18 protein-coding genes, 1 pseudogene and 1 riboswitch are annotated in these 16275 nt (G+C 63.6%); of the genes and pseudogenes, 9 read left to right on the top strand and 10 right to left on the bottom strand.

Annotated features, from left to right (window positions below; genetic code table 11):
- Positions 1-11: 11 nt before the first annotated feature.
- Positions 12-299 carry a PA4642 family protein gene (locus ACM62G_RS07165; protein ID WP_054058548.1) on the top strand — a complete coding sequence of 96 codons (288 nt, stop codon included), beginning with the start codon at positions 12-14 and terminating at the stop codon, positions 297-299.
- 70 nt (positions 300-369) lie between these two features.
- Here ACM62G_RS07165 and mqo read toward each other — a convergent pair whose 3' ends face one another.
- Positions 370-1878: a malate dehydrogenase (quinone) gene (mqo, locus tag ACM62G_RS07160; RefSeq protein WP_054058549.1), complete on the bottom strand. Its 1509-nt coding sequence runs from the start codon at positions 1876-1878 to the stop codon at positions 370-372.
- A 731-nt stretch (positions 1879-2609) separates the two neighbouring features.
- Positions 2610-2843, bottom strand: coding sequence for a hypothetical protein (locus ACM62G_RS07155; protein WP_054058550.1), 234 nt, complete (start codon positions 2841-2843; stop codon positions 2610-2612).
- A 202-nt stretch (positions 2844-3045) separates the two neighbouring features.
- Between ACM62G_RS07155 and ACM62G_RS07150 the strand changes: the two genes are divergently transcribed.
- Positions 3046-3630 carry a YajG family lipoprotein gene (locus tag ACM62G_RS07150; RefSeq protein WP_054058558.1) on the top strand — a complete coding sequence of 195 codons (585 nt, stop codon included), beginning with the start codon at positions 3046-3048 and terminating at the stop codon, positions 3628-3630.
- A 76-nt stretch (positions 3631-3706) separates the two neighbouring features.
- On the opposite strand, the gene ACM62G_RS07145 is transcribed toward ACM62G_RS07150, so the two are convergent.
- Complete coding sequence (locus tag ACM62G_RS07145) at positions 3707-3913, bottom strand: hypothetical protein (RefSeq protein WP_017904795.1); 207 nt, start codon at positions 3911-3913, stop codon at positions 3707-3709.
- 203 nt (positions 3914-4116) lie between these two features.
- On the opposite strand from ACM62G_RS07145, the gene ACM62G_RS07140 reads away from it, so the two are divergent.
- Positions 4117-4404 carry a hypothetical protein gene (locus ACM62G_RS07140; RefSeq protein ID WP_192842709.1) on the top strand — a complete coding sequence of 96 codons (288 nt, stop codon included), beginning with the start codon at positions 4117-4119 and terminating at the stop codon, positions 4402-4404.
- Between the two features lie 177 nt (positions 4405-4581).
- On the opposite strand, the gene ACM62G_RS07135 is transcribed toward ACM62G_RS07140, so the two are convergent.
- On the bottom strand, positions 4582-5748 hold the full coding sequence (locus tag ACM62G_RS07135) for a 1-acyl-sn-glycerol-3-phosphate acyltransferase (RefSeq protein ID WP_419736930.1): 1167 nt from the start codon (positions 5746-5748) through the stop codon (positions 4582-4584).
- Positions 5749-5890: 142 nt separating this feature from the next.
- Between ACM62G_RS07135 and ACM62G_RS07130 the strand changes: the two genes are divergently transcribed.
- From ACM62G_RS07130 to ACM62G_RS07120, 3 genes are read left to right on the top strand one after another with little or no spacing between them, the layout of a single operon-like run.
- Positions 5891-6073, top strand: a complete 183-nt coding sequence (locus tag ACM62G_RS07130; RefSeq protein WP_054064161.1) for a CPXCG motif-containing cysteine-rich protein — start codon at positions 5891-5893, stop codon at positions 6071-6073.
- Positions 6074-6087: 14 nt separating this feature from the next.
- On the top strand, positions 6088-6348 hold the full coding sequence (locus tag ACM62G_RS07125) for a putative signal transducing protein (RefSeq protein ID WP_054058560.1): 261 nt from the start codon (positions 6088-6090) through the stop codon (positions 6346-6348).
- Between the two features lie 38 nt (positions 6349-6386).
- Positions 6387-7007 (top strand): SOS response-associated peptidase, encoded by a 621-nt coding sequence (locus ACM62G_RS07120; protein ID WP_054058553.1) that lies wholly within the window; start codon positions 6387-6389, stop codon positions 7005-7007.
- A gap of 150 nt (positions 7008-7157) precedes the next feature.
- On the opposite strand, the gene ACM62G_RS07115 is transcribed toward ACM62G_RS07120, so the two are convergent.
- Positions 7158-7901 carry a methyl-accepting chemotaxis protein gene (locus ACM62G_RS07115; RefSeq protein ID WP_419737495.1) on the bottom strand — a complete coding sequence of 248 codons (744 nt, stop codon included), beginning with the start codon at positions 7899-7901 and terminating at the stop codon, positions 7158-7160.
- Between the two features lie 114 nt (positions 7902-8015).
- Positions 8016-8216: pseudogene (locus tag ACM62G_RS07110) on the bottom strand (HAMP domain-containing protein); the annotation flags it as partial.
- Positions 8217-9570: 1354 nt separating this feature from the next.
- On the opposite strand from ACM62G_RS07110, the gene ACM62G_RS07105 reads away from it, so the two are divergent.
- Positions 9571-10389, top strand: a complete 819-nt coding sequence (locus tag ACM62G_RS07105) for a M48 family metallopeptidase (RefSeq protein ID WP_054058555.1) — start codon at positions 9571-9573, stop codon at positions 10387-10389.
- A gap of 63 nt (positions 10390-10452) precedes the next feature.
- On the opposite strand, the gene ACM62G_RS07100 is transcribed toward ACM62G_RS07105, so the two are convergent.
- The 3 genes from ACM62G_RS07100 to ACM62G_RS07090 form a co-directional block, all read right to left on the bottom strand.
- Complete coding sequence (locus ACM62G_RS07100; RefSeq protein WP_273825715.1) at positions 10453-11037, bottom strand: TMEM165/GDT1 family protein; 585 nt, start codon at positions 11035-11037, stop codon at positions 10453-10455.
- A gap of 88 nt (positions 11038-11125) precedes the next feature.
- Positions 11126-11245, bottom strand: a riboswitch (yybP-ykoY riboswitch).
- A gap of 41 nt (positions 11246-11286) precedes the next feature.
- On the bottom strand, positions 11287-12285 hold the full coding sequence (locus ACM62G_RS07095) for a methyltransferase (RefSeq protein ID WP_419736929.1): 999 nt from the start codon (positions 12283-12285) through the stop codon (positions 11287-11289).
- A 33-nt stretch (positions 12286-12318) separates the two neighbouring features.
- Positions 12319-13284: a 2-hydroxyacid dehydrogenase gene (locus tag ACM62G_RS07090; protein ID WP_273825716.1), complete on the bottom strand. Its 966-nt coding sequence runs from the start codon at positions 13282-13284 to the stop codon at positions 12319-12321.
- A gap of 255 nt (positions 13285-13539) precedes the next feature.
- Here ACM62G_RS07090 and ACM62G_RS07085 point away from each other — a divergent pair, with 255 nt between their 5' ends.
- Positions 13540-14169 carry a LysE family translocator gene (locus ACM62G_RS07085; RefSeq protein ID WP_419737494.1) on the top strand — a complete coding sequence of 210 codons (630 nt, stop codon included), beginning with the start codon at positions 13540-13542 and terminating at the stop codon, positions 14167-14169.
- Here ACM62G_RS07085 and ACM62G_RS07080 read toward each other — a convergent pair.
- Positions 14153-14926 (bottom strand): AraC family transcriptional regulator, encoded by a 774-nt coding sequence (locus ACM62G_RS07080; RefSeq protein ID WP_419737493.1) that lies wholly within the window; start codon positions 14924-14926, stop codon positions 14153-14155. The two genes, ACM62G_RS07085 and ACM62G_RS07080, sit on opposite strands and share 17 nt — an antisense overlap.
- A gap of 106 nt (positions 14927-15032) precedes the next feature.
- Here ACM62G_RS07080 and ACM62G_RS07075 point away from each other — a divergent pair, with 106 nt between their 5' ends.
- Positions 15033-16217 carry an MFS transporter gene (locus ACM62G_RS07075; RefSeq protein WP_419736928.1) on the top strand — a complete coding sequence of 395 codons (1185 nt, stop codon included), beginning with the start codon at positions 15033-15035 and terminating at the stop codon, positions 16215-16217.
- Positions 16218-16275 lie beyond the last annotated feature (58 nt).

Here is a 16275-nt window from a genome sequence, read left to right as displayed (position 1 = left end):
TGGAGCCGGTAATGCGCAAAGACAAGAAACAGGTGATTGGTGACGAGATCGGCGATGCGCAGGTCAAGTCGTTCCTCGACTTCGAGCCGGCCGATGCAACCTCGCCGTCCCTGCACAAGCTGATCAAGGCCTATCGTGGCCTGCGTATCGACGACTTCGAGCGTTTCCTGGTGTTCTTCAAGGAAGCCGGCTACGACCTCGACGGCAAGAACGAGCATGGCCAGGACTTCGTGACCCTGATCCAGGACCAGCGCAACGCGTCGGACTATATCGAGCTGATCAACAACGCTCGCGGCTGAGTTTTCCACAGCCTGAAAAAAAACGCCCCGGACCTCAACAGGCCGGGGCGTTTTTCATGGCGCGAGTACCTCAGGCGTAGCTTTCGGTCTCGCTGCTCGGCTCCACCAGCTCCAGGCTGATGTTGTTCTGGGCGTTGATCCGGCGATACAGCGCCGCGTCGGTGGCCAGGGCCTTCTCCCGCGCCGGGAAGATTTCCTGCAGCTTGGCGGCCCATTCACCCTTGGCCTTGTCGGCGAAGCAGCGTTCGATCAGTTCCAGCATGATCGACACGGTCACCGAGGCGCCTGGCGAGGCACCGAGCAGGGCGGCCAGCGAACCGTCCGCAGCCGCGACCAGTTCGGTACCGAACTGCAGCACGCCGCCTTTCTTCGGGTCCTTCTTGATGATCTGTACCCGCTGGCCGGCCACTTCCAGGCGCCAGTCCTCGGCTTTCGCCTCGGGGTAGAAGCGGCGCAGGGATTCCAGGCGCTGCTCCATCGACTGACGCACTTCGCTGATCAGGTACTTGGTTAGGTCCATGTTGTCGCGGGCCACGGCCAGCATCGGACCGATGTTGCCGGGACGGATCGAGCTCGGCAGGTCGAACAGCGAGCCGTGCTTGAGGAACTTGGTGGTGAAGCCGGCGTAGGGACCGAACAGCAGGGACTTCTTGCCATCGACCACACGGGTGTCCAGGTGCGGCACGGACATCGGTGGCGAGCCCACGGCCGCCTGGCTGTAGACCTTCGCCTGGTGGTGCTTGACCACTTCCGGGTTGTCGCAACGCAACCACTGGCCGCTGACCGGGAAGCCGCCGAAGCCCTTGCCTTCCTCGATGCCCGAGGCCTGCAGCAGGGGCAGGGCGGCACCGCCGGCACCAAGGAAGACGAACTTGGCGTCGACTTCACGGCTGCTGCCACTGTTGACGTCCTTGATGCTCACGGTCCAGCCGCTGCCGTTGCGCTTGAGGCCGGTCACGCGCTTGCAGTACTTGACCTGGGTGTCCGGGGCGCTGGTCAGGTGGTTGAGCAACTGGTTGGTCAGCGCGCCGAAGTTCACGTCGGTGCCCTTGAGCACACGGGTGGCGGCGATCGGCTGATCGACCGGACGGCCCGGCATCATCAAGGGCATCCACTCGGCCATCTTCGCCCGGTCTTCGGTGTATTCCATCTCGGCGAAGGCGTGGTGCTGGTGCAGCACTTCGAACCGCTTCTTCAGGAAGCCGATGTCCTTTTCACCCTGCACGAAGCTCAGGTGCGGCACTGGGCTGATGAACGACTTGCACGAGCCGAAGGTGCCTTTTTTCGACAGGTAGGCCCAGAACTGCTTGGACACTTCGAACTGGCTGTTGATGTGCACGGCTTTCTTGATGTCGACGGAACCGTCGGCAGCCTGTGGCGTGTAGTTCAGCTCGCACAGCCCGGCGTGGCCGGTACCGGCGTTGTTCCATGGGTTGGAACTCTCCGCGGCACCGGAGTCCATCAGCTCGACGACTTCCAGCTTGATCGCGGGGTCGAGCTCCTTGAGCAGCACCGCGAGGGTCGCACTCATGATGCCGGCCCCTACCAGGACCACATCGACTGCTTCGTTATGCGCCATTAACGCGTCTCCAAAATCTGCAGCACCACATTGACGGCATGGCCGCCAGGAATTGACAGGGCAACGTCAGCCCGGTGTCACTCATGGCCAGGTTCGCCATGTCCGATTTTTCGCAATTTTTTGCAACTTCAGCGGACGCTGTCGGTGGGCTTGAGGTGCGTATGAACGCATTTCAGGCGACTTCCGGCAATTCGACTTATGGTCGAGAGCATCCGATCGTGCAACCAAATCCGTAGGCGGACAGGCTTCAAGCACCTGCCTGGGAATATCGGGTCCTGTGTGATCGAGTCGTCAAGGACGTTAATGGTGCATTTCCAGAGGCAAAACTTTTCATTTGCTCGCCACACTCTCGTGAAGTAGTGAATACCCGTTTTTTCACGCTCTTTTGAAGACGTGAACCTCAAAAAAGGGCTGCCGCGGCCTGTCACCGGGCCCGCGAAGCAAATGCCGGCCGGGAAGCAAGGCTGGCGTACGGGCAAACAGCTCAGTGAACGAGCACAAAGGCAGCTCTGGCAGATTCGGTAAAACGGTGGGTTGCAGGTGCAGCAGCAAGCACGCCGACTTCACTCGATCTGTGTGGGCGGCTCTCTGTGGGCGGTGCGGGGGACCGATGCAGGTGCATCAGCGATACTGCGAGGCCCGATCAGGAGACGTCCTTATAATCGGGGGGAGATTGTAACCAAGAAATGCGCAGAAATGACCCTGTTGAATGACTTTTATTAGCCGTTTGGTCAGATGGTCAACGGCAGCGCCCGACGCGGATGTGACGTCCGTGGGCTGACACGGGCACTGGCAGGCAGTGGCTGGTGCATCCAGGCCAGGCGAATCTCCTCGATTTCGACCCAGCCATCGCCCGCTGGCGGCAGGTCGCACTGCTTGAAGGCCTGGCAGCGGCCGTCGGCACCGAGCCGGGCGAAGCTGCGTATGGGCTTGCGAGGGAAGAACAGTTGCCAGAGCAATTCCATCGTCACGTTACCTCTTGTCCCGTTGTGGTATCGATGTTGTATCGGGGCTGTTACGTGCGCATGTAGGGGCGGTGAATTAAATGTGACATGACTCCCCCGGTTCGCGGTATCCGCAGCCGCCTGCGGGGCGATGTCTGGTGAGCGGCGCACGTGCACGGCTATACTGACGGCCTGATTGTGCCTAGTCCTTGGAGAGATGCGCATGTTGCAACGCCTGTTGTTCGGTTTGATCACTGTGACCAGCCTGACCCTGGTCGGCTGTGCCAACAGTCCTCAGCAGCTTAGCCCGCAACCCACGCTCACTACCCAGCTCGCCCCGGTTGGACATGGCCAGCAAGTGGTGGTCCGGGTTGTCGACGGTCGTCGCTCGCCGGTACTGGGCACTCGTGGCGGCCTCTACCCTGAAACCAGCTCCATCACCGTCCAGGGCGCCGACCTGGTGCCAAGGCTGCAGGCCCAGGCTGAAGCCGCCGTCCGTCTGCTGGGCTTCACCCCAACGCCGAATGCGATGAACGCACCGACCCTGACCGTGACCCTGTCCGACCTGACCTACCAGTCGCCGAAGGACACCACCTACGTGACCGAGGCCACCATCGGGGCCAACTTCCGCTCCGACGTGACCAACGCCAACCAGCGCTACAGCGGCCAGTACGGTGCATCGCTGAACCAGCGCTTCGGCATGGCGCCCAACGAGCAGACCAACACCAAGCTGATCAGTGACGTGTTGAGCGACGCGCTGACCCGGGTCTTCAAGGACCCCAGCATCGGCCGCCTGCTGAGCCAGTAACCCGGCGCAGCAATGGAAAAGCCCGGCTCTGGAGGCCGGGCTTTTTATTGCCTGTCTGTTGACTGCCCGCTTGGGGTCAAGCGGCTTCGATGTGGAAGTCCAGCAGGCTCACGCCGGTGGTCAGGTCGGCTTCGGGCAGGTCGGCGTGCTGATGGCCGCCGAGGGCGCAATAGACCAGCCAGTGGCGGTCCTGGACGTTGAACGACATGGCGTCCACCAGGGCTTCCTGTTCATCGCTGGGGGCGATCAGGTAAAGGCGGTCCTGGTTGTTGGCGTGCAGCATGACAAGCTCCGTGAATGTTCGAGGGCGACAGGGTGGCCTGTTAAGGTGACGTTCAGGTGACAGCGCAAATTAATCCGTAAATTGTACGGAGCCGGACACAGGAAACTGTAACGCACGGGTGTTCCCATACCAGCGTGCGCGGCGACGGCTATCTGCCGTTCGTCCGGGTGTTGGACAGGCGCTGGTTCATCCGAGGGTTCATGATGTCGTTGCAATTGATCTGGAGCGTATTCGCCGGGCATCCGGGCAAATGGCTCAACCTGTTCGCCCTGCTGGTGGCCTGCCCCGGTGCATGGCTGTTGCAGCTCACGCGCCGCCGTGAGCTACGGGCGCTGGAAAAGCTGGAGATGCAGAGCGAAGGGCGGTCGATCGATCAGCCGTTGCTGCTGCTCGACTCGCGGGTGGTGCGGGCGAACCGGTTTTTCTACCGGTTCGGGTTCGCCTGCCTGGGGGTGGCGCTGCTGGTGTCCTGGATCAGTACCAGGCTGTAGAGCCTACCCCTTGCCTGGGCGCGGCTTGCCGGTGGGTGGCCGCTTTTGGCGGATCGTCGGAGCAACGCCCGCAGCAAGCCGGCTCCCACATGGACAGCGTCGAACGCGTTCCCGGCAAGAGCAGGGCTTGCCCGCGAATAGGCCGGCAAGCCCTGCCCCCACCCTGCGACTACGTTCTTACAGCGGTAGCCCCGCCTTGACCCGATACTGGTTGCGCACCGGGGTCGCGTATTGCTGCACCAGGTAGGGCTGGTGTTCGGCCGGGCAGGCGTCCAGGCGGCTTTGCCATTGCTCCCTGGCCTTGTTCAGTTCTTCGGCCGGGAACAGCTCGGCAGCCTTGGGCACCTGTAGCTGCGGATCGGCGTCGCTCCACTGCGCATAGGCCAGGTAATGCACCGGGAACAGCCGGTAGCCACCGAGGATCTGCCGATCCATCTCCTGGGCCAGCACCTTGGTGTCCTCGAAGGCCCCGCTCAACGGCGCGGCAAAGTTCACGTGCACCCGGCCCTTGTAGCCGGTGATGCCCTTGGCGATGCTCACGTCATCCTCGCCCGGTGCCTTGCTGTAGGTGCCGGTGGTGGCGCGGATGTACAGCTCGCGGGCCTTGGCCAGGTCGCAAGGGTCGTATTCGTAGCTGATCGACACCGGGGTCAGGTTCAGCGACTGGATGACCTCGGCGAACGGCTCGTCCTTGCGGCTCATGTGGAACATTTTCAGGATGGCCGACTCGGTGCGGTCGTCACCGTCCTTGGCCCGGCCTTCGGCCTGGGCGATCCAGATCGACTGGCAGTCGTGGCGGATCGAGTGGTTGATGTAGGCCGACAGCAACTGGTAGGCCGCCATTTTTTCCCGCCGCCCGCTGATCGAACGGTGCACGATGAAGCTCTTGTTCAGGCGCATCAGGTCGCTGACGAACGGCTTCTGCAGCAGGTTGTCGCCGATGGCGATGCGTGGCGTCGGCAGGCCGGCATGGTAGACGGCATAGTTGACGAACGCCGGGTCCATGACGATATCGCGATGGTTGGCCAGGAACAGATAGGCGGTGCCGGACTTGAACTGCTCGACGCCGGTATAGGTCACGCCATCGGTGGCCCGTTCGATGGTGTTGTCGACGTAGACCTCGATCTTGTCCTGCAGGGTTGCCACGCATTTCACGTCGGCGAATTCACGACGCAGCCGATAGGCGATCAGTGGCCGTAGCAGCCAGCCAAAGGTTCCGACCAGGCGGGGGAAACGGAAGTGCGTGAGAATATCCAGAAAAGCCTTGTCACCGAGCAACCGGGCCAGCACGGCTGGCACCTCGGAGTCGTCGTAAGGTCGGATGGCATCGAATTCGCCCATCATGCTCTCTTGTTGGAAACGGCTAGGGTAAGTAGAGGGTTGAGTGATAAATAACAAAGCCCGATTGGAAAAATAAGGCTCGGACAAAAATCAGCCTTGCAAATAGACCGGCAATTATACGCACAAGTCACCTTCGGAGGCCGCGATGCTGGAAACTGAGTACTACTCCTGTCCCTACTGTGGTGAAGAAGCCGAGGCCGTGCTGGATCTTTCCGGTGGCGACCAGACCTATATCGAGGACTGCCCGGTGTGTTGTCGACCGATCGTGTTCACTCTGCAGACCGACGGTCACGAGTGGATGCTCGACGTTCACACGGAAAACGAGTGATTGGGGGCATCCCGATGCAGCGCATCTATGAGCCGGAAAACCTGATGGAGGGCGAGCTGCTGCTGGGCATGCTCGCCAGCGAAGGCGTGGAGGCGCACCTGGTCGGGCGCGACTTGCTGGGGGGCGTCGGCGAGTTGCCGGTGTTCGGCCTGCTGGCCCTGGCGGTGGAGGATGAGCAGGCGCAGTACGCACGCGAGCTGATCGCCGCGTACAATGCCGCACTGCCGCTGCCTGGCGATGAGCCGGAGCAGGTTGCCGGGGTGCTGCTTTGCTAGCACCCTGATCGAGTTTACAGAACGAGTCGTATTGCCCCATGTGTGGACGTTTTGCCCTGTTTCGCTGGAACCCCGCCTTTGCAGCCTTGCCCGGTTTTCCCGCCGATCAGCAGGCGCAATGGAACATTTCGCCCAACGATTCGGTGCTGATCCTGCGTGCCAACGCCGGCCGGCGTGAACTGGCCAGGGCCCGCTGGGGGCTGACGCCGGCCTGGCTGACCGACCTGTCGCGCACGCCGGCCCATGCCCGGGCCGAAACCCTGGCCGAGCAGCCGATGTTCCGCCAGGCGTTTCGCGAGCGGCGTTGCCTGTTGCCGGCCAACGGTTTCTACGAGTGGCGCGGCACCCAGCGCAAGCGGCCGTACTGGCTGACGCCGGCCGAGGGCTCCAGCCTGTTTTTTGCGGCGATCTGGGAGGCCTATCCGGTGCAGGAGCAGGTCTGGCTGAGTACGGCGGTGGTCACGCAATCGGCGGCCAGTCAGCGCCGGCCGCTGATTCTCGATGAGGCGGGGCAGGCCGCCTGGTTGGCCGAAGACACCCCGCTGCATGTGTTGCAGGGGTTGCTGGCCAGCCCGCAGATGCCGTTGCGCGAGCGCCTGCTGGCCAACCTGGTGAATGATCCGAAGCTCAATGCGCCGGAGTGCCTGACGCCGGGTTGAGGCCCGGCAATGAGTGGGCTCCTGTCGGGGCCGGGCTGGGTGTTGAACCGGAAACCCTGTAGGAGCCGGGCTTGCCCGCGAAGCTTTTAACGGTCTGGAGGTCCCTTTCGCGGGCAAGCCCGGCCCCTACAGGGGGTGGGCTTTTTCAGGCTAGACCTTGAACTGATTGATCAGGCGCCGCTGCTGCTCCGCCAGCTTGGTCAGTTGCGCACTGGCCGTGCTCGACTCGTCGGCCCCGCCGGCCACCTCGTTCGCCACCTGGCCGATGTTGATCACGTTGCGGTTGATGTCGTCGGCCACCGCGCTCTGTTCCTCGGCCGCGCTGGCGATCTGGGTGTTCATGTCGTTGATCACCGACACCGCCTGGGTAATGGTTTCCAGCGCCTCGGCGGCCTTGGCCGCGTGCTGCACGCTTTCGTCGGTCTTGTGCTGGCTGTCCTCCATGACCCTGACCACTTCGCGGGTGCCCTGCTGCAACTGCTGGATCATCGACTGGATTTCTTCGGTGGCCTGCTGGGTCTTCTGGGCCAGGTTGCGCACCTCGTCGGCGACCACGGCAAAACCACGCCCCTGTTCGCCGGCGCGGGCCGCCTCGATCGCCGCGTTGAGCGCCAGCAGGTTGGTCTGCTCGGCAATGCCGCGAATGGCGGTGAGGATCGCGTTGATGTTCTCGCTGTCCTTGGCCAGGGTCTGCACCACGCCCACGGCGCGGCCGATTTCCACGGCCAGGTCGCCGATGGCGGCGGAGGTATCGCGCACGATGCGCATGCCATCGCTGGCGGCCATGTCCGCGTGGCTGGCGGCCTGTGCCGCCTGGGTGGCGTTGCGGGCCACGTCCTGGGCGGTGGCGGTCATTTCCTGCACGGCGGTGGCCACCTGATCGATCTCGGCCATTTGCTTGTGCACGCCCAGGTTGGTGCGGATGGCGATGTCGGCCGTGTGTTCCGAGGAGTCGCTGACGCTCTGCACCGAGGTCACCACCTGGCTGATCATCGCCTGCAACTTGATCAGGAAGGTGTTGAAACCCTTGGCGATCGAGCCCAGTTCGTCGGCGCGGTCGCTGCTCAGGCGGCGGGTCAGGTCGCCTTCGCCCTGGGCGATATCGTCGAGCATCGCCACCATCTGCCGCAGTGGCCGGGCGATGCCGTGGCCGACCAGCCAGATCACCAGCAGGCCGAGCGCGGCGATGACCAGGCCGACCACCGCCATGCCGAACACGTCGGCCTTGCGCTGTTCGTCCAGTTCGCCCTGGAGTTTCTGCAGGTCGGCCATCACCGCGTTCAGCGGCAGTTGCATCATCAGGGTCCAGCGTGCATCGCTCTGGCCGATGCCGAAGGGCAGGTACAGCTCGATCAGCCCTTTGCTCTTGTCGACGTTGTAGGTCACTTCGCCGCGATTGAGCTTGCCCATGCTCGCGACTTTATCGGCATCGAGGATATCGCTGACCTTTTCGCCGAACTTGCTCGGGTCCTTGGTGTAGGCCACCAGGCGGCCGTTGGTACCGACCAGGGCCATGTTACCGGCGCCGTTGTACAGCTTCTGGTTGGCCGCCAGCAGCATGTCCTGGATGAAGTTCACCGACAGGTCGGCACCGACGATGCCCTGGAAGGCGCCGCCCAGCATGATCGGCTGGATGAAGGAGGCGAGCATCACCATCTTGTCGCCGACCTTGTAGGGCGCCGGGTCGATCACACAGGTCTTGCCGGTTTCCTTGGAGCACAGGTAGTACTCGCTCGCCCGCACGCCGGTGGACAGCAACTTCTGGTCGTCCACGTCCACCAGGGTCGAGAAGCCCAGGCTGCCGTCGTCGTTGCGGAACCACCAGGGCAGGAAACGCCCGTCCTTGGCCGCGCCGGCCGTGGCGTTGCCGGCATAGGCCGCGTCGTTGTGATCCAGGGCGTTCTTTTCCCAGGCGATATAGGCGCCGAGCACCTTGGGATTGCGCTCGACATTTTCCTTGATCAGGCTGATCAGCTGTTCGCGGCTGATGCTCAGGACCGGCTTGCCGTCGGCGTCCGGAGTGCCGATCAGGGCGTTGACATGCACCAGGCCGGAGGCGATCAGCAGAGGCGCCTCGAGCTCGCGCTGGATCTGGCTGACCTGGGTTCTGGCCAGGGCATTGAGACGTTGTTCGATGACTTGTTCGAACTGTTCCTGGGTACGTTGTTGCACCATGTCCTGGGTCTTGGCACCGGACACCAGGGCATAGATCACCAGGGCGGCAACCACGCTGAGAACGATGGCGCCGGCCAGGGCCGCGACGGAAAACTGAATCGACTTGAATTTCATGGAGGCTCCGGACGCGGTAGGTGACGTCTGTACGGTTATATCGGCAGGGCATCGGCCGGGCATGAGGGGGCGGGCAGGAAATGACTGTTTTGAGTGTGCCCATGTCGTAAATGAGTAAGTCCCCAGCTCTGATGGATCGCGCTGTGGCGCTGATCGTGAATTTTTTCCTACAAATGTTGAAGCTCGTCTGAAATCCAGGACTACAGATGCTTTGTATCTGGCGTCGATACACATCACCGCCTAGGATAGCCGGCAGTTTTCAGGGAGAGTGTTCATGACTAAACGATTGGTTTTGTGTGCGTTGACGACAGGGCTGCTGCTGGCCGGGTGCCAGGCGGTGAATACCACCAGTGGTGGTGCCGTGGGTGTCCAGCGCCAACAATATATGTTCAGCATGTTGTCGAGCCAGGAAGTCGATCAGATGTACGCCCAGTCGTATCAGAAGACGCTGGGTGAGGCGAAGGGGTCGGGGGTGCTGGACAAGACCAGCACCAATGCCAAGCGGGTTCAGGCCATCGCCAACCGGCTGATCGCCCAGGCGCCGACATTCCGTCCGGATTCGGCCCAGTGGCAGTGGGAAGTCAATCTGATCAAGAGCGATGAACTGAACGCCAACTGCGGCCCTGGCGGCAAGATCATCTTTTACAGCGGCCTGATCGACCAGCTCAAGCTGACCGACGACGAGATCGCTGCGGTGATGGGCCATGAAATCGCCCACGCCCTGCGTGAGCATGGGCGCGAAGCGATGTCCAAGGCCTACGGGCTGGAAATGGCCAAGCAGGGTGCGGGTGCCCTGTTCGGCCTGGGCAAGGACAGCCTGGCGTTGGCCGATACCGTGGCGAACTATGGCATGACCCTGCCCAACAGCCGCGAAAACGAAAACGAGGCCGACCTGATCGGTCTTGAACTGGCGGCTCGCGCCGGCTACAACCCGAATGCGGCCATCAGTCTGTGGAACAAGATGAGCAAGGCTTCTGAAGGCGCGCCGCCGGAGTTCATGAGCACTCACCCGGCGTCCAGCAGCCGGATCGCCTCGTTGCAGGCGGCCATTCCGAAGGTCATGCCGCTGTACCAGCAGGCCCGCAAGTCCTGAGGACCGCAGAGCCTGTCCATTGCCCACGGTGGCGGGGGCTGCCCCTCGCCACCGTGGTTCCCATCAGATCCAGCCGCTGCTCTGCAGTGCCTTGTACACCGCGACGATCGCCAGGATGAAGAACGCCGAGGCGGCCAGGCGACGGATCAGGGTCAGCGGCAGCTTGTCGGCGGCGAAGTTGCCGGCCAGCACCACCGGCACGTTGGCAATCAGCATGCCCAGGGTGGTGCCGATGATCACCAGCCACAGTTCCGGGTACTGGGCCGCCAGCATGACCGTGGCGACCTGGGTCTTGTCGCCGATCTCCGCGAGGAAGAAGGCAATAAGCGTGGTCAGGAACGGGCCGAACCGGCGGCTGGTGCTGGCTTCGTCATCGTCCATCTTGTCCGGTACCAGGGTCCACAACGCGGTGGCGGTGAAGCTCGCGGCGAGAATCCAGTGCAGAACCGCATCCGAGAAGAAACTGCCGAACCAGGCGCCTACCGCACCGGCTGCGGCATGGTTGGCCAGGGTCGCGGCGACGATACCGGCGATGATCGGCCAGGGTTTGCGAAAACGAGCTGCCAGGATGAGCGCGAGCAATTGCGTCTTGTCGCCGATTTCGGCCAAGGCAACGATTGCGGTGGGAACGAGAAGGGAATCCAGCATCAGGTTTTCCTAAGGGGCGGGTCGACGCGGCTATGACACGTACAGCCTTCCCGCCCCGGGTAAGGTGTGCGTGTCATAGGTCTTGTCAAACCCCGGGCTCGTCTGTGCGAACCGTGGGTCGCATGCGCCATGGTCTGAGGACCAAGTATGTTGACGCATGCCGGACGAGCGTGGCGCTCGTGGGAGACTACTCCCCTAGGACGGAGCGGATTCTGCCTAGGCAAAACCCATTGCGCAAGCGTTTATTTTTCAGCGACGCCGGGCGCTGTAGATTCGGAAACCGTCGCCTTCGGCCTGGGTCACGCAGGGGCCCACGTGTTCTTCGATCAGCGGCTGATAGCGTAGGAAGCTGTTGGCGACCAAGCGAAGTTCGCCGCCATTTTGCAGATGTTTACCGGCTTTTTTCAGCAGGTTCTCGCTGGCCTGATAGTCGGTGTGAACCCCGGTGTGGAACGGTGGATTGCTCAGGATCGTACTGAAACCGAGGGGGGCGGCTTCGATGCCGTCCCCGGTCAGCACTTCGCCCTCCAGACCGTTGGTCGCCAGGGTCAGGCGACTGCTGGCGGCGGCGAACGCATCGACGTCGAGCAGGATCACCTGGTTGTCCGGGTAGCGACGTTTGACCACGGCCCCGAGCACGCCGGCACCGCAGCCGAAATCCAGCAGGGGGCCGCCAGGCAGATTGTCCAGGTGTTCGAGCAACAGGGCCGTGCCACGGTCGAGCCGGCCATGGCTGAATACTCCCGGCAGGCTGACCACGGTCAGTGGGCCGTCCGTCAGGTCCAGCCGGTAATGCCTGGCCAGGCTTTCCAGCGGTTTGGCCTGCGGGGCCTCGGCGACGGTGACCTGCCACAGCTGGCAATGCCGCGCGCTGTCGAGCTTGCGCGGTTTGCCGAGTACCGACAGCTGTTTGGCCGCGCCTTCGATGCCGCCGCGTTTTTCGCCGACCAGGAACAGCTCGCCGCCAGGCAGTCGGGCGGCGACGGCATTGAGCAGGTAGTCGGCCAATTCGCGGGACTTGGGCAGGAATACCACGGCGGCGTCGAACGCCGCCTCGGGTGGGGTTACGCCAAAGTGGCTGCGTCCGGCGAAACGCGCGTCGAGCGCCGCCTGGTCACCGGCATGCCAGCACCAGCCGCGGGCATTGGGCAAGTGGCCGAGCAGGTCGTCGGCGGGCAGGCCCACCAGCAGCAGGTTGCCCTGGAAATATTCGGCCTGACGAAGCAGTACTTCACTGCGCGGATCCATGGTCTGCTCCCTGAAAAAAAGTCCGGCAGTCTATCAATTGACGACCCGCAGCGCTGCCCCGGCGAAAAAGCCCCGGGCGTTTTCCGCCAGTTGGCCGACGATGCGCTGCCGGGCTTCGCGGCTGCCCCAGGCGTTGTGCGGGGTGACGATCAGCCTTGGAACGTCGCCGGCCAGCAGCGGGTTGCCGGCGCTGGGCGGCTCGACGCTGAGCACATCGGTCGCGGCACCGCCGAGATGACCGTTGCGCAGGGCATCGGCCAGCGCCTGCTCGTCGATCAGGCCGCCACGGGCGGTATTCACCACGAAGGCGCCCGGCTTGAGCTGGGCCAGCTCGGTGGCGCCGATGAAGTGGCGGGTGTGTTCGTTCAACGGGCAGTGCAGGGTCAGGGCATCGACCTGTGGCAGCAACTGCGCCAGGGGGATGCGGTCGTCACGCTGCGGCCGGCCGGGAATCTGCCCCAGCAGCACGCGCATGCCGAAGGCTTCGGCCAGCCTGGCCACCGCTCCGCCCAGTTCGCCATGGCCGAGCAGGCCGAGGGTCTTGCCCTGCAACTCGACGATCGGGAAGTCCAGCAGGCAGAACTGCGTCGCCTGCTGCCAGCGGCCTTCGCCCACGGCCCTCTGGTAGTCGTTCAGGCGGGTCGCCAGGGCCAGCAGCAACATCAGCGTGTGCTGGGCCACCGACGGCGTGCCATAGGCCTGGCAGTTGCTGACGGTGATCCCCTGTTTGCGGGCAGCCACCAGGTCGACGTTGTTGGTACCGGTGGCGGACACCAGGATCAGTTTCAGGTCGGGGCAGGCGGCCAGTGTCGCGGCATCCAGCGGCACCTTGTTGCTGATGGCGACGGTCGCGCCCTCCAGGTTTTCCAGCAGGTTCTGCGCCGTGGTCCGGCTGCACAGGCGCAATTCATCGAAGCAACTGCGCAGGGGGGCGAGGTCGAGATCGCCGAGGTCCAGGGACGGGTGATCGAGAAATACCGCGCGGCGAGGGTGGCTCATCAACTGTACCTTTTTTGCTGTCGGGTGAACGCGTAAGGTAGCCAGCCTAACAGATGACCTGCCCAGTGGCCTGTGTGGCTAAATTCGCATACCCCACTCCGGGCCCAGGGCTTCGCCAGACTGCGCTGCCACTCCTCGCCGTAGCCCTGCTACGACTCGTCATGGCGCCTTGTCTGGCAAACCCCTGGACCCGAATTTGAGTGTTCGAATTAACCGTACAGGCCACTCGTTACCGAGGAGTCCACCGACGTGTCCATGTACCTGACCGAATTCTTGACCGTTGCGCTGATCCACCTGCTGGCGGTGGCCAGTCCGGGGCCCGACTTTGCCGTGGTGGTAAGGGAAAGCGTGACCCACGGGCGCCGTGCCGGCACCTGGAGCGCCCTGGGGGTCGGCAGCGCGATCTTCCTGCATGTCGGTTATTCGCTGCTGGGCATCGGCCTGATCGTGTCGCAGTCGATCGTGCTGTTCAACGTGCTGAAATGGCTGGCAGCAGCGTACCTGCTGTACATCGGCTTCAAGGCCCTTCGCGCCAGGCCGGCGGCAGCGGCCACCGAGGCGCTGGCCAGGGAGGCTGGCCAGCGCACGGCGCGTGGGGCCTACGTGGCGGGCTTCGTGACCAATGGCCTGAACCCGAAGGCGACGCTGTTCTTCCTGTCGTTGTTCACCGTGGTGATCAACCCCCATACCCCACTGGCGATCCAGGCCGGCTATGGCGTCTACCTGGCTGCCGCCACCGCGCTGTGGTTCTGCCTGGTGGCGCGGCTGTTCAGCCAGCCGCGGGTTCGCGCCGGCTTCGCCCGCATGGGCCACTGGTTCGACCGGACCATGGGCGCGGTGCTGATTGCCATTGGCGTGAAGCTGGCGTTCAGCGAGATGCGCTGAGTGCGCTGAACTGGTTCAGATTGGCGACGTACTCCCGCGGATTCTCCCCGAGCAGGCGGCGAAACATCGAGCTGAATGCCCGGGCACTGCCGTAGCCACAGGCCTTGGCCACCTGCTGCACGCTGTCTCCGGCCAGCAGTCGGGGCAAGGCTTCCATCAGGCGCAACTGCTGGCGCCAGGTGTTGAAGTTCATCCCCAGTTGCTGCTGGAACAGCCGGGCCAGGGTCCGGGTGCTGGCCCCGACCTGCAGGGCCCAGTCCTCCAGGGTGTTGGGGTGGGTCGGGGTCTGCAGCAGGGCCAGGCAGATCCGCTGCAGCCGACGGTCGCTGGGCATGGGAATGTGCAGCGGCAGGTTTTCCAGGGTGGCGAGTTCCTCCAGCATGAGTTGCTGGATCAGCGGGTTGCCGGCCTGTTTCGGCCCCTGCACCGCACGCATGATCAGTTCGCGCAGCAACGGGGTGACCGCCAGCACGCAGCAGCCCTGGAGGTTGGCCGGTGACAGCTCGGCAGCGACGAACAGCGAGCGCATGCGCACCTCGCCGCTCATGAAGATTTCGTGTTCCACCTGCGGTGGAATCCACACCGCCCGGGTCGGCGGTATGATCCAGGCCCCCTGGTCCGTCACCAGGCGCATCACGCCGCAGACCGCGTACAGCAACTGCGCTTCGGCATGCCGGTGCCGCTCCTGGTGAGCACCATCGGGGTAGTCCCGCGGGTAGGCACTGACGGGGGCGTGGAGAAAATGGCTGATCAGCATGTGCGTCAGACTCACTCTGTCCGATTCGATGACTTATATGGCAGAAATGCGTTTTATTGCCAACCTAGCATAAGGCTCCCCCCCGACTTTCGTGAGGCGTGCCTTCATGCACCAAGCCAGAAACGTGATCCGTTACATCAATGCCGCCCATGTGATCGATCACATGTTCATGCTGATCTTTCCCGCCGCCGTGCTGGGTATGGGCGAGACCTTCGGCCTGGATTTTGCCGCGATGATCGGCCTGTCCCTTGGTGGTTTCATCGCTTTTGGCGCCTGTTCGCTGCCGGCCGGCTGGCTGGGCGATCGCTGGAGTCGACGCAGCATGATGCTGCTGTTCTTTTTCGGCATCGGTGCCGCGGTGGTGTTCACCGGCCTCACCCGCACGGCGCCGATGCTGACCCTGGGGCTGACGCTGATCGGCGTCTTCGCCGCGATCTATCACCCGGTCGGCACGGCGATGCTGGTCAGCTACGCACGCAACCGCGGCCGTGAAATCGGCATCAACGGCATGTGGGGCAACCTCGGCGTGGCATTCTCGGCGTTGATCACCGGTCTGCTGGTGGCGTACTTCGGCTGGCGCGCCGCATTCATCCTGCCCGGAGCGATCTCGATCCTGCTGGGCGTGGGCTTTGCCTTGCAGGTTCGCGAGGAGCCGATTCCGTTGACCGCCCACACCCGCCCCAAGGGTGAAAATGGCCGGCAGATCTCGATGGTCATGGTGTTCAGCGTGCTGGCGCTGGTCACCGCCACCGGTGGGGTGGTGTTCAACGCTACCACCATGACCTACCCGAAGCTGTTCCAGGAGCGCCTGCATGAGCTGTTCGCCTCGCCGCAGACTCTCGGCCTGGTGGTCAGCCTGGCCTATGCCTTCGGCGCGGTCGCGCAGTTGAGCATCGGCCGGGTGATCGACCGCGTCAGCCTCAAATGGCCCTTCGTGCTGCTGACGCTGTGCCAGGCGCCGCTGCTGTTCGGTCTGGCCCAGGTCGATGGCTTGTCGGTGCTGGTGCTGGGGGCGGCGCTGATGTTCGTGGTGTTCGGCCAGGTCACGGTGAACGACGCGATGGTCGCCAACTTCGTCGCGCCGCAGTGGCAGGCGCGGGTATTTGCCCTGCGCTACTGCCTGTCCTTCGGTGCCAGCGCCACGGCGATTCCGCTGATCGCCTACCTCGAGCCGCGCCAGGGATTGACCGGGTTGTACCTGGTCCTGGCCGGGTTCGCTGCCCTGACCTTCATCGCCGCACTGGTGTTTCCCAGGACCCCGGCACAGTTGCCGGCGGGGCAGGTGGCCTGAGGTTCGGGCTGTTTCGGCGTGAATAATGTCCCCTGGCCATTATTCGCGTCCGTCTGCA

The organism is Pseudomonas sp. COR18, assembly GCF_048568395.1.
GTDB classification, from domain to species: domain Bacteria; phylum Pseudomonadota; class Gammaproteobacteria; order Pseudomonadales; family Pseudomonadaceae; genus Aquipseudomonas; species Aquipseudomonas fuscovaginae_B.
The sequence above is the reverse complement of the archived record's forward strand: the minus strand, read 5'-3'. Positions and strand labels throughout refer to the sequence as shown.

Bases quoted from the DNA above. Each gene is read 5' to 3' on its own strand.
- ACM62G_RS07165 (WP_054058548.1), top strand. From the start codon at position 12: ATGCGCAAAGACAAGAAACAGGTGATTGGTGACGAGATCGGCGATGCG.
- mqo (WP_054058549.1), bottom strand. From the start codon at position 1,878: ATGGCGCATAACGAAGCAGTCGATGTGGTCCTGGTAGGGGCCGGCATC.
- ACM62G_RS07155 (WP_054058550.1), bottom strand. From the start codon at position 2,843: ATGGAATTGCTCTGGCAACTGTTCTTCCCTCGCAAGCCCATACGCAGC.
- ACM62G_RS07150 (WP_054058558.1), top strand. From the start codon at position 3,046: ATGTTGCAACGCCTGTTGTTCGGTTTGATCACTGTGACCAGCCTGACC.
- ACM62G_RS07145 (WP_017904795.1), bottom strand. From the start codon at position 3,913: ATGCTGCACGCCAACAACCAGGACCGCCTTTACCTGATCGCCCCCAGC.
- ACM62G_RS07140 (WP_192842709.1), top strand. From the start codon at position 4,117: ATGTCGTTGCAATTGATCTGGAGCGTATTCGCCGGGCATCCGGGCAAA.
- ACM62G_RS07135 (WP_419736930.1), bottom strand. From the start codon at position 5,748: ATGATGGGCGAATTCGATGCCATCCGACCTTACGACGACTCCGAGGTG.
- ACM62G_RS07130 (WP_054064161.1), top strand. From the start codon at position 5,891: ATGCTGGAAACTGAGTACTACTCCTGTCCCTACTGTGGTGAAGAAGCC.
- ACM62G_RS07125 (WP_054058560.1), top strand. From the start codon at position 6,088: ATGCAGCGCATCTATGAGCCGGAAAACCTGATGGAGGGCGAGCTGCTG.
- ACM62G_RS07120 (WP_054058553.1), top strand. From the start codon at position 6,387: ATGTGTGGACGTTTTGCCCTGTTTCGCTGGAACCCCGCCTTTGCAGCC.
- ACM62G_RS07115 (WP_419737495.1), bottom strand. From the start codon at position 7,901: ATGGCCGAGATCGATCAGGTGGCCACCGCCGTGCAGGAAATGACCGCC.
- ACM62G_RS07105 (WP_054058555.1), top strand. From the start codon at position 9,571: ATGACTAAACGATTGGTTTTGTGTGCGTTGACGACAGGGCTGCTGCTG.
- ACM62G_RS07100 (WP_273825715.1), bottom strand. From the start codon at position 11,037: ATGCTGGATTCCCTTCTCGTTCCCACCGCAATCGTTGCCTTGGCCGAA.
- ACM62G_RS07095 (WP_419736929.1), bottom strand. From the start codon at position 12,285: ATGGATCCGCGCAGTGAAGTACTGCTTCGTCAGGCCGAATATTTCCAG.
- ACM62G_RS07090 (WP_273825716.1), bottom strand. From the start codon at position 13,284: ATGAGCCACCCTCGCCGCGCGGTATTTCTCGATCACCCGTCCCTGGAC.
- ACM62G_RS07085 (WP_419737494.1), top strand. From the start codon at position 13,540: ATGTACCTGACCGAATTCTTGACCGTTGCGCTGATCCACCTGCTGGCG.
- ACM62G_RS07080 (WP_419737493.1), bottom strand. From the start codon at position 14,926: ATGCTGATCAGCCATTTTCTCCACGCCCCCGTCAGTGCCTACCCGCGG.
- ACM62G_RS07075 (WP_419736928.1), top strand. From the start codon at position 15,033: ATGCACCAAGCCAGAAACGTGATCCGTTACATCAATGCCGCCCATGTG.